Source organism: Streptomyces sp. MK37H (assembly GCF_018035285.1).
GTDB lineage: Bacteria > Actinomycetota > Actinomycetes > Streptomycetales > Streptomycetaceae > Streptomyces > Streptomyces endocoffeicus.
Genome location: NZ_JAAAYH010000316.1, coordinates 1 through 10754, shown reverse-complemented (window position 1 = coordinate 10754; position 10754 = coordinate 1). Strand labels below are relative to the sequence as shown.

Here is a 10754-nt window from a genome sequence, read left to right as displayed (position 1 = left end):
GCTGCGGCGCCCCCAGCCCCTCTGCCGGTGGCGGCAAGGGAGGCGCCCTGGTAGTGGCCGGCTACGGCGGCTCATTCGAGACGGCGTTCCGCGACTCGGTCCTGCCCGCGTTCGAGAAGAGCTGCGGCTGCAAGGTCACCTACATCCCCGGCTCCTCCACCGACACCGTCGCCAAGCTCAAGGCGCAGCGCGCCAATCCGCAGATCGACGTGGCGCTGGTGGACGACGGCCCCCAGGCGCAGGCGCTGGAGGCGGGGCTGCTCGCGTCGATCGACACCAAGGTGGTGCCGGTGGACGACGTGGTGAAGATCGCCCGGATGGAGAACGACTCGGGGGTGGGGTTCGGGCTGACGGCCACGGGCATCGCCTACAACCCCGAGTGGTTCGAGGATCATGGCATCCCCAAGCCCACCACCTGGGAGGATCTGGCCAACCCCAAGCTGAAGGACAAGGTGGTCCTCCCCTCGATCACCAACACCTATGGGGTGGGACTGCTGGTCGGCGCGTCCAAGGCGAACGGCGGCTCGGAGAAGGATGTCGACCCCGGTCTCACGGCGGTCAAGAAGATCGCCAAGAACGCGGCGACGTTCGACACCACCGCCGATGTGTCCAACTACTTCCTCCAGGGCCAGGCCGCCGCCTCGGTGTGGGGGGTGTCGCGCACCTCGACGCTGGCGGAGAAGGACTTCCCGATCGAGTTCGTCTACCCCAAGGACGGTGCGATCGGCCTGGTGACCACGGCGAACGTGGTCAAGAAGGCCCCGCATGAGGAGCTGGCCCAGAAGTTCGTGGCGCATCTGCTGGAGCCGTCCGTCCAGCGGGCGCTCGCCAAGGCGACCTACGACGGCTCGGTGGTCCAGGGTGTCAAGGAGGACCCCGCCCTGAAGAACAAGGTCGTCAGCACCGACAAGGTGGACTCCCTGCTGAAGCTCGACTGGAAGACCATCAACAAGAACCGCTCCGCCTGGACCGACAAGTGGAACAAGCAGGTGGAGAGCAAGTGACCGCGGGGACGGACACCGTGGGCAAGGAGAGCGCGCCGACCGGAGCGGACACCGCCACCCGGGCGGGAAGCACCCGCGGGCGGCTGGTCCTCAAGGGGATCCACAAGACCCTCGGCGGCAAGGAGGTCGTCCGTGGCATCGACCTGACGATGGAGCCCGGGGAGTTCCTCACCCTGCTCGGTCCGTCGGGGTGCGGCAAGAGCACCACACTGAACATGGTGGCGGGCCATCTGCTGCCCGACTCCGGCGTGGTGGAGGTGGACGGCCGCGACATCACCCGGCTCCCGGCGAACCGGCGGGCCATGGGCATGGTGTTCCAGTCGTACGCCCTCTTCCCCCATATGACGGTGGCGGAGAACATCGCGTTCGGCCTGCGGATGCGCAAGGTCGGGGCGGCCCGGCGCAGGCGCAGGGCGGCCGAGGCCCTGGAGCTGGTGGGGCTCGACGGCATGGGCGAGCGCTATCCGCGCCAGCTCTCCGGCGGGCAGCGCCAGCGCACGGCCCTGGCCAGGGCGCTGATCGTGGAGCCCGATCTGCTGCTGCTCGACGAGCCGTTCTCCAATCTCGACGCCCAGCTCAGGGTGCGTCTGCGCGAGGAGGTCGCCGCCCTCCAGCGCCGGGTGGGCACCACCACGGTCCTGGTAACCCACGATCAGGACGAGGCGCTCGCGGTGTCGGACCGGATCGCGGTGATGGCCGAGGGGGCGATCCATCAGCTGGACGTCCCCGAGACCGTGTATCTGCGTCCGGCCACGGACTTCGTGGCGCAGTTCGTCGGCGAGGTCAATGTGCTCGACGGGATCGCGGCGGGGGCGGCCGCCGATGGGCACCGCTGCCGGATCGGTGACGCCCATCTCGTCACGGCGACACCGATGGGCACCGCGCCGGGCGACGGCGAGGCGGTACGGCTCTATGTGCGGCCGGAGGCCGTACGGGTGCTGGCCATACCCGAAGCCATGCCCGGGAAGGTCCGCTCGGCGAGCACATCCACCCGTACGGCGGCGGAGCCGGGGCTTCCCGGCACCGTCGAGGCCACCCGTTTCCTCGGCACCCGGGTCCGTTGCGTCGTGGCCACGGCCGCGGGACGTGTCGAGGCCACGCTGCCGTTCGGTTCCGAGGTGCCCGGGCTGGGCGAGGAGGTGATCTGCGCATGGCAGCCACAGCACGCGTCGCTGACGGCCCGGCCCTGAGGCCCGACGGCTCGGCGCCGGCGCCGGGGGATTCCCGGCCGGTCAAGAGGCGCGGCCCGTGGCGTACCGGTCTGCTGCTGGCCTCCCCCGCCATCGCCGTGCTCGCCCTGCTCTTCATCGCACCGCTGTTCATGCTGGTGTACAACAGCTTCCGCACCCAGGCGGGCGATCCCACACTGCACAACTACACGCGGTTCCTGGGGGATTCGTTCTACCGGGACGTGCTGTGGCACACCTTGTGGATCGGCGCGCTGACCACCCTCGGCTGCCTCGTCGTGGGCTACCCGTTCGCCGTCTATCTGCGCGGACGCTCCCCCAGGGCACGCAACTACCTCTCCCTCGTGCTGCTGTCACCGCTGCTCATCTCCATGGTGACCAGGGCGTACGGATGGCTGGTGCTGCTCGGGCCGAAGGGGCCGATCGCGGACGGGTTCCACGCCCTGGGTCTGGACGCGCCGAAGATGCTGTACAACGACACCGCGGTCGTGGTCGGCATGGTGCATGTGATGCTCGCGTACATGGTGCTGCCGCTGATGGGCAGCCTGGACCGGATCGACCCGGCCCTCACGCCCGCGGCCAAGGGCCTGGGGGCGAGCGGCTGGACGTGCTTCTGGCGGATCACCGTCCCGCTGTCCTTGCCGGGAATGCTCGCCGGTTCGCTGATCGTGTTCAGTCTGACCGTCTCCAGCTTCGTCACCCCGGCGATTCTGGGCGGGCCCACGGTGAAGCTGATGCCGTACTTCGTCTACACCGAGGCGACGTCCAACCTGAACTGGCCGTACGCGGCGGCGATCGGCTTCGTCCTGATCGTGGTGACAACGATTCTGACGGCCGTGTACGCCCGGCTGCTGCGCGGGCGTGGCGGCAAGGAGGTGTTCGCGTGACCACGGCAACGGAAGCCGAAGGGTCGACGGCGACGAGCAAGGCCGCGGGCAAGCCGATCGCCACGGGCGTGGGCGGGCGCGCGAGGCGCCTGCTCGGAGCCGTGTTCGCCGCGCTCGTCGGCCTGTTCCTGCTGGCCCCCGTGCTGGTGACCATCGCCTCCTCGCTCACCACGACCAGCTATATCACCTTCCCGCCCAAGGGACTCACCCTGCACTGGTACGCGGAGCTGCTGAACCGCCCCGAGTTCCTGGACTCGTTCCTGCTCAGCATCGGCGTGGCGGCGGGAGCGGCCGTGGTGTCCACGGCGCTCGGGCTCGCGGCGGGGCTGGCCATCCACCGCTATCCGTTCCCGGGGAAATCGGTGCTGGACAGGCTGTTCTCGAGTGCGTTCGCCGTGCCGACGATCGTGCTCGGCATCGGGCTGCTCCAGTGGTACGCCCAGCTCGGCATGGCATCCAGCCCGCTCACCCTGCTGCTGGCGCATCTGGTGCTGACCGTCCCGTACACCGTGCGCCTGGTGCTGGCCGGGCTCGCCGGGCTCGACCGGTCGGCGGAACTGGCCGCCGCCGGGCTGGGCGCGAAGGCTCCGCAGGTGTTCTGGCATGTGACGCTGCCCGCCGTGCGCGGACCGCTGATCGCAGGGGCGTTCTTCGCCCTGATCACGTCCTTCGACGACCTGACGATCGCGCTGTTCGTGGTGACCACGGACATGCAGACCCTGCCGGTGCGGATCTTCAACTACCTCCAGTACAACTACGACCCGACCGTGACCGCCGTCGGCACCGTGATGGTGCTCTTCGCCGCGGTGGCCGTCGTCATCATCGAGCGCGTCGTCGGCGTCGCGCATCTGTTCGGGGCCGATCCCGAGAACTGACCTTCGTGCCAAGGAGGATTCCCGTGCGAGTTGTGGTCATCGGAGCCGGAGTGGTGGGCGCGGCGGTGGCGGCGGAGCTGGCCGCGCGTGGCGCCCGGGTCACCGTGCTGGAGGCCGATCACCCCGGAGCGGGCACCACCGCGAACTCGTTCGCCTGGATCAACAGCGCGAACAAGGAGCCGGAGCCGTACTTCACGCTCAACCACGCCGGTATCCGCGCACACTACGAGTTGGCCGGGGACGGCGCGCCGTGGTTCTTCCCCGCCGGAAACCTGGAGTGGGCGGTGACGGACCGCCACAAGGAGGTGCTGGCCGGGCGGGTGGCACGGCTGAAGGCCAGGGACTACCCGGCTGAGTGGATCACCGCGGAACAGGCCCGGGAGCTGGAGCCGGACCTCGCGCCGGCCCCGTCCCACGCCGTGTTCGCCTTCTTCCCCGAGGAGGCGTACACCCTGCCCGTGCTGCTGCTGTCCCGGCTGCTGGGCGCGGCCAGGGACCGTGGCGCGACGGTGGTCGGCGGCGCCAGGGTGACCGCGATCGAACACGGCCCGACCGGAGCCACGGTGATCTGCGCCGACGGCGGCCGGCACCCGGCGGACACGGTGGTGAGCTGCGCGGGCCGGTGGACGCGGGAAGTGGCCGCACTGGCCGGTGCGCACGTCCCCATGGCGGACCCGGATCTCGCGGGCTCGGCGACGGTCGGCTTCCTCGCCACCACCGCACCGGCGCCCGCGCGTCTGTCCCGCGTCCTGACCGGCCCACGGCTCAACGTACGCCCGGACGGCGGCGGTCGGCTGCTGCTCCAGGCCCTGGACCTGGACGCGTCCGCCGACCCCGCCAAGCCGTACCCGCCTGATGGCGAGATCGCCTCCGAAATGCTGGCCCGTCTGCCCGAGGTGCTGAACGCCACCGAGGGCACCGTCGTGGAGAAGGTCCGGGTCGGTCAGCGCGCCATGCCGGGCGACGGCTTCACGGTGGCGGGCTACCCCGCCACCGGCGTTCCCTTCTATGTGGTGGCGACCCACAGCGGCATCACCCTGGCCCCACTGCTCGGCCGCCTGGTCGCGGACGAGCTCTACGGCAACGTATCCCCCCTGCTGAAGGACTTCCGGCCCAGCCGCTTCACCTCGGGCGCGGTCCTGCCCCCGCCGCCTCCGGCCCGCCGCCCGGGCGAGCAGTGAGACAGGCGCCCGGCGCGGGGCGGTCTTGTGGCGCCGGCAGCAGCGGCCACCCGGGCGCGGTCGCCGCGCCATCTGACCGCCGGGCCCGGCACACCGGGCCCGGCGGGTCGAACGGGTCTCAGGGGCCGTCGGCGCAGTCGAGTGCCGTGAGGTCGATGGCATCGGCCAGCGCCTGCATCCCCTTGTCATTGGGGTGCAGATGGTCGCCGTTGTCGAAGAACGGCAGGATGCGCTCGGGGTCGTAGGGGCTGCGCAGGGCCCGGTCGAAGTCGGTCACCGCGTCGAACTCGCCGCTGCCGCGGACGAAGGCGTTGACCTCCTGGCGCACCCGCTCGGCGGCAGCGTCCCATTCGCTCCAGCCCTTGAAGGGCCCCACGGTGGCGCCGACCACGCACATGCCGGCCGCGTGCGCCCGCTCGATGATCCGGCGGTAACCGGCGATCATGTCCGCGGCGGTGACGCCGGTGTGCGCCTTGATGTCATTGACACCCTCGAAGAGGAACACGGTCCGCACGCCCGGGAGGGACAGGACATCCCGGTCGAGACGGTTCAGGGCGCTCTGCCCGGCGCCGTCGGCGAGGACCTTGTTGCCGGAGATCCCCTCGTTCGCCACTCCCTTGACGTCGGTGGCAGCCTGCCGCAACCGGCGCGCGAGGTAGTCGGGCCAGCGGCGGTTGAGGTCGGTGGTGGACTGCCAGCCGTCGGTGATGGAGTCGCCGAGCGCGGCCACGGCACCGGTCGTGGCGGTTGTCCGGACGGTGGCGGCGTCGAGGTAGAACCAGGCGCCGGTGGTGTCCGTCCAGTGCGCGGCGCTCTCCTCCCCCGTGTGATCGCCCTGCGTCGTGTACGAGGTCTGCATCGCCATCCCGTGGCCCGTCGCCGGACCGGCCGCGTCGGGGGTGTGGAGGCTGACGACCAGGTTGGTGGCGGCGGGCAGACTGCCGGGCAGGGGGTCGCTGAGCACCACCTCGCCCGCCGGGATGGTGACGGTGTGCCCGCCGCCGAAGGTCAACCGCCGGTTGCTGCCCCGCTTCAGCTCGGCGCCCGACTTCTGGACGCCGACGTACACGCTGTCGAGAATCAGCGGCCGGTCGCCGAAGGCGTTGGAGAGGCGGATGCGCAGATCGCTTCCGCCGACGCTGGTGTGCACGACCATTCGATAGCCGCGGTCGGGCGTCCCGTCTCCTACGCGATCCGCGCTCGCCGCCCAGGTGACGACGTCGTGTCGGCCGCCCGCCGCCGCGGCGGGTGTGGCGTGCAGCGCGGCGGCCGCGAGCAGTACGACACCCAGGCCACCGACGGCGGCGCGGCGAGCCGTCATCGGGCGAACCCCTTCAGCGTGACGGACCCGCCGGGCTCCAGGCGGACCGTGCGGGAGGTGGCGCCATGGGCCACCGTCGTGGTCCGGCCGCCGACGCTGTGGATCCGGACCGACGTCGGCACCCCCTGGTCCCAGCGCAGATCGACGACGAATCCGCCCCGCGCGGCCAGTCCCGTGACCGAGCCGGACGCGGCCCAGGCGTCGGGCAGGGCGGGGAGCAGTTCCAGGTGGCCGGGGCGGGAGTACAGCAGCATCTCGCTCATGGCGGCCGGGGTGCCGAAGTTGGCGTCGATCTGGAAGATGCCACGGCCCTTCTCCACCTCGTAGATGTCGAAGAGGTTGAACGCGGTGCCGTTGCTGCCGTCGCTGGAGGGGCGGAGGTTGTTGGCCACGAGCTGGTACGCCGTGTCGGCGTCCTTCAGTCGCGCCCAGCACGCGGCCCGCCAGGCGTTGGCCCAGCCGAAGCTGTTCATGCCGCGCGCGGTGAGCAGGGCGGTGGCCCCGTCCACGATCTCCTGGGGAGTGGAGCCGTCGGGGCGGATGCGGTCGCCGGGGAACAGGCCGATCAGCGGGGACAGATGGCGGTGGGTGGTCTCCCCGAGGTTGTCGGGGGACATCCACTCCTGGAGCCAGCCGGTCTTCGGGCTCACCTCCGGCAGGTACAGCTTCTTCCGCAGCGAGGCGATCGTGTCCGCGTAGGCGGTGTCCTGCTTCAGCTCGGCGGCCGCGGCGGCGAAGTTGCCGAACAGCGCCCACACCAGCTCCTGGGCGTAGGTGATGCCCTTGGCGTCCTGCGGGCCGTGTTCGGGCGACCAGTCCTTGTCGTCGATCAGCACCTCCCTGGAGGTGCCGGGGAGGGTGGTGGTGAGCAGCCGCGCCTCCCAGAACTCACAGGCGCCCTTGAGCAGCGGGTAGATCTTCGCCAGGTACGCCCGCGACTGGGTGTACTCGTAGTGCTCGTACAGGCTGTTGCTCAGCCAGGCGTTGCTCGCGGGATGCCACCACCACCCGCTTCCGCCGTGGATGTTGGTGGAGAAGGCGACGGTCCAGCCGGCGACCTTTCCGGTGGAGTTGCGGTAGCGGTTGCGCGGGTCGTTGAAGAGGTCGTGGGTGAGCTTGGCCCAGGACGGGAGCTGGGCGAGGCAGTAGTCGGCGAAGGCGTCGAAGCACGAGGACAGCCCCGCGCGGTCGGCCATCCAGTAGTTCATCTGGAGGTTGACGTCGGTGTGGTAGTCGGCCATCCAGTCCGGGTCGTTGCCGTCCAGCCACAGGCCCTGGAGGTTCAGGGGAAGGCTGTCGCGCGAGCCGGAGATCATGAGGTATCGGCTGAACTGGAGGTAGGCCGCCTCGAGTTCGGGGTCGGGCACACCGTCCCGGGCACGTGCGGTGAGGCGCTTCCAGGTGTCCAGGGAGCGCTGGGCGTCCGTGGAGGTGCCGAGCGAGAGGGTGAACCGCTCGTACAGGCGGCGGTAGTCGGCGATATGGGTACGCCGCAGAGTGTCCGCCGAGTAGCGGGCGGCGGCGAGCACCTTCGTACGGGCCAGCTTCTCGGGGTCGAGGGTGGGGTCGCGGTAGCCACGGTCGGCGTCGGGCGCGTAGTTGGTGCCGCCGCTGACCACCACCGTGAGGTCCTTGCAGCCGGAGAAGTCGACGCGAGTGCCGTTGACACGGACCCGGCCGCCGCTGCCGTACGCCGTGACCGCCGCGCCGTATCGCAGGCCGTTGGGGAAGGACGCGCCGAACGACTCCGCACTCGCGGGCTTTTCGCCGTGGGTGCCCTCCAGGGTGACGCTGCCGGTGTAGCGGCCGCCACCGCTCTGTGTGAAGTGCAGGACGATCGCGTCGTCGGGGTGGCTGGCGAAGATCTCGCGCCGGTAGGTGACACCGGAGCGGACGTAGGAGCTGGTGACCAGTCCCTGCGCGAGGTCGAGGGAGCGGCGGTAGCCGTTGACGCCGGACAGCTCGTGGTCGGGGATGTCCACGGTGAGCCGGGCCAGCAGAGTGAAGGAGCCGAAGTCGCCGCGTCCGTAGGGGAATTGGCCGTCGGCGTCAAGGGTGTCGTTGATGCCGCCGGTCCACATCGTGGCGTCGGTGATCAGCAGCAGTTCGCGGCCGGGGTCGTTGCTCGCGAGGGCGCCGAGGCGGCCGTTGCCGACCGGCAGGCCCTGCTGGATCAGCGAGTCCTCGTCGCCGGGGGCCCGCCACCACAGCTCGTCGTGTGAGGTGCCGGTGAGCGGCGGGGTGTCGGCCGGGCGCCGGGGCGCGGCGGAGGCGGTGAAGGCGGGCAGGGCGCCGAGGGTCAGGGTGAGTCCGGCCGTCGCCGCGAGGGACAGCGCGGTTCGTCTGCTGGGGTCTCTGCCGGAGTCTCTGTCGAGTTCTCTGTTGGGGTCTCTGGCGGTGTCGGTCGGGCGGGGGTTCATGGCGGCTCCAGGCGTCTGAAATCGGCAGATCGGCAAGGGGCCCGGCCGAGGGGCCGGGCCCCTTGGTGTTCAGGAGGACTTCGGTACGTCGATCCGGTCGATGTCCGGTGCGTAGCCGGAACCGCTGTCGAACGTGATGGTGTTGGAGCCGGCCTTGAGCGTCACCGGAACGTAGACACTATTGACGGTGGACCAGTCGCCTGTCGAGGGGAACTTGTGGCGGGTGGCGCCGCCGCCGTTGGCCGAGACATCGGCGGAGCGGGCGTCACCGCTGACGTAGGCCACCTTGATCTGGTAGGTACCGGCCTTGCCCACGACGACGTTGTTGATGGTCAGCTTGGACCCGGTGTAGAGGTTGCCGACCTTGTGGCCGTCGGAGCAGGCCGGGCAGTCGGCGACGGAGGCGTTGCCGCCGAGGGTGTTCGCGGAGGACTCGGCCTCGATCCCGGTCCACGTGAGCGCGTCGCCGCGCGGGGTGACCGTGAAGAGGCGGGAGCCGTGGGCGGGCAGGGCCTGGGTGATCCCGCTCTTGTGAGTGCCGAGGTTCTCGTGGTTCCACAGATCCCGGACCGCGGCCTTGCCGGTGAAGCCGAGCGTCGACCAGTCGGCGGTCACCGAGGCCGGCCTGTCGGCGAGGTTGAACAGGGCGACCGTGTAGCTGCCGTCGTGGTTCTCCGCGGCCCACACCTGCTGGGGGTCGGACGGTGTGACCGGCCGCGCGGGCGGCGCGTCGCCCTGGTTGACGGCGATGACCTCGCGGTTGGTCAGCAGCGACAGCCCGTAGGAGTCCAGCTTGGTCACATCGTCGCCGGTGTAGAGCGGGGACTTGGCGATCGCCCACAACGTGGCGTAGCTCTGTCGCTCGGCCTTGGTCAGGCCGTCCATCTCGCCGTTGCCGACATCGAGGGAGTCGAGGTCGTTCCAGCCGCCGGGGCCGGCGTGCCGGGTCCAGGCCGGGGTGTCGTCCCAGCGGTCGTCGACGGAGTTCTCCCAGCTGACGAGCGTGTTGCAGTAGCACTCGACGTCGGTGTCGACGCGCCAGCCGTTGGAGTGCTTCTTCCAGTCGTCGGCGTGTCCGATGTCCAGCGACCAGGACAGCTCCAGGTGGATCGGGCGGCCGGTGGCGGAGATCGCCTTCTGCCAGGCGGCCACGTCGGCGACGTTGTTGTAGTTGTCGCCGCTCTTGAAGGAGCCGGGGCCCACACCGTCGAGCTTGAGGAAGTCATAGCCCCAGTCGGCGAACATCCGCGCCTGGGAGTCGATGTACTTCTGTGCGCAGGGATCGGAGAAGTCGATCTTGTATGCGCTGTCCCAGCCGTTGGTGGTGCGCAGGTCGTCGTAGACGATGTCGGCGGTGGTGCAGCCCTCGGCGTTCCAGATCGGCACCTTGCCCCCGCCGTACGCCTCCTTCTCCAGGCCGACGGGCAGATAGATGCCGGCCTTGAGGCCCTTGGAGTGGATGTGGTCGGCGACCGACTTCATGCCACTGGGGAAGCGCACGGGGTCGGCCTTCTGGCGGCCGTACTCATCGAACTCGGGTGTCCACGCGTAGTCGCGCCACCAGCCGGCGTCGATGTTGATGTACTCGTAGCCGTACTTCTTGAGCTTGGTGGCGAGGGCGTCGGTCTGCTTGAGGACGTTCGCCTCGGTGAGGTAGCTGTAGTCGCCGTTCGGATTGAGGCCCGGGTACTTCGACGACTGCATGCTCCAACTGGACCAGCCCATATAGGGCTTGGCGGCAGCGGTGGCCGAGGATGCCGGGGCGGCCGTGGTGGCATTGCCGCCGTCGGGCCGTGCCTGCGCGGCCGGGGCGGCCGTGGCGAGGCCCGCGGCGAGGGCCAGGACGACAAGGGATCTCAGACCGCGTACGGGCATGACG

Annotated in this window: 8 protein-coding genes; 5 read left to right on the top strand and 3 right to left on the bottom strand. The window is 70.3% G+C overall.

Annotation, left to right across the window (positions count from 1 at the left end; genetic code table 11):
• The 5 genes from GWI24_RS32160 to GWI24_RS32140 all read left to right on the top strand — a co-directional run.
• Positions 1-1004: ABC transporter substrate-binding protein (locus GWI24_RS32160; protein WP_210949581.1), on the top strand; the 1004-nt coding region annotated here is incomplete at its 5' end.
• Positions 1001-2194, top strand: a complete 1194-nt coding sequence (locus tag GWI24_RS32155) for an ABC transporter ATP-binding protein (RefSeq protein WP_210949580.1) — start codon at positions 1001-1003, stop codon at positions 2192-2194. The genes GWI24_RS32160 and GWI24_RS32155, both read left to right, overlap by 4 nt.
• The gene (locus tag GWI24_RS32150) at positions 2155-3078 is read left to right on the top strand and encodes an ABC transporter permease (RefSeq protein ID WP_210949579.1); all 924 of its coding nucleotides are present in this window, start codon (positions 2155-2157) and stop codon (positions 3076-3078) included. Before GWI24_RS32155 ends, GWI24_RS32150 begins: the two co-directional genes overlap by 40 nt.
• The gene (locus GWI24_RS46655; protein ID WP_210949578.1) at positions 3075-3953 is read left to right on the top strand and encodes an ABC transporter permease; all 879 of its coding nucleotides are present in this window, start codon (positions 3075-3077) and stop codon (positions 3951-3953) included. The genes GWI24_RS32150 and GWI24_RS46655 overlap by 4 nt, the downstream gene beginning before the upstream one ends.
• Before the next feature lie 23 nt (positions 3954-3976).
• Entirely contained in the window at positions 3977-5134 is a 1158-nt protein-coding gene (locus tag GWI24_RS32140) for an FAD-binding oxidoreductase (protein WP_210949577.1), read from the top strand.
• Between the two features lie 118 nt (positions 5135-5252).
• Here GWI24_RS32140 and GWI24_RS32135 read toward each other — a convergent pair whose 3' ends face one another.
• The 3 genes from GWI24_RS32135 to GWI24_RS32125 form a co-directional block, all read right to left on the bottom strand.
• Positions 5253-6455 (bottom strand): SGNH/GDSL hydrolase family protein, encoded by a 1203-nt coding sequence (locus GWI24_RS32135; protein ID WP_210949576.1) that lies wholly within the window; start codon positions 6453-6455, stop codon positions 5253-5255.
• Positions 6452-8875 carry a glycoside hydrolase N-terminal domain-containing protein gene (locus GWI24_RS32130; protein ID WP_247617157.1) on the bottom strand — a complete coding sequence of 808 codons (2424 nt, stop codon included), beginning with the start codon at positions 8873-8875 and terminating at the stop codon, positions 6452-6454. The genes GWI24_RS32135 and GWI24_RS32130 overlap by 4 nt, the downstream gene beginning before the upstream one ends.
• Before the next feature lie 69 nt (positions 8876-8944).
• Positions 8945-10750, bottom strand: coding sequence for a CBM35 domain-containing protein (locus GWI24_RS32125; protein WP_210949582.1), 1806 nt, complete (start codon positions 10748-10750; stop codon positions 8945-8947).
• Positions 10751-10754 lie beyond the last annotated feature (4 nt).